The following is a 517-nucleotide window of genomic DNA, read 5'->3' on the forward strand; positions in this document are numbered from 1 at the left end:
GTGTTGATGGTGTAGAGTGCTAGATTATAGCTATCCCACACGTCGATGGTCAGCTTCTTGCCTTTAGCCAGGCTAAATTGAATGGTGGATTTAAGACTTTTCTTTCCTGATTTTTTGATACCTACGTATTTGATTGCTGCTTTTTTAAAGGGAATCCAACCAAGTGATTTGCGCTTAGATTTTGGGTTATTGGTTCGCCAATTTAGTTTGGCTTTTTTGAATTGCTTGCGAGATTTAGTATGGGTTTCGGTGATGGCTTGTAAGGTTTGGCTGTGCAGGTTTAGCAGCTCGCCACTACCTTTTACATAAGCCGCAATATCATAAGCGGAAAAGAAATGATTGGTGCGTTGAAGATGTTTAAAACTCAAGTCATTTACATAGTTCCACACAAAGTTAACTGCACCAGCCAGTTTATTTAGCTGATTGGCATGTTTGTCTTTGATGCGCAACTTGAGCGTTTTCATAGAGTGATTATGACCTCAATGAGTTTGGTTGACAAGTCTGTTTTAAGGCTGAG

At 39.8% G+C, this 517-nt stretch carries 1 pseudogene; it reads right to left on the reverse strand.

Going from position 1 to position 517, the window contains the following annotated elements:
• Positions 1–464: pseudogene (locus H9653_RS12415) on the reverse strand (RNA-guided endonuclease InsQ/TnpB family protein); the annotation flags it as partial.
• Positions 465–517: the final 53 nt, after the last annotated feature.

This window comes from Psychrobacter communis, assembly GCF_014836505.1.
In the GTDB taxonomy this organism is placed as follows: Bacteria; Pseudomonadota; Gammaproteobacteria; order Pseudomonadales; family Moraxellaceae; genus Psychrobacter; species Psychrobacter faecalis.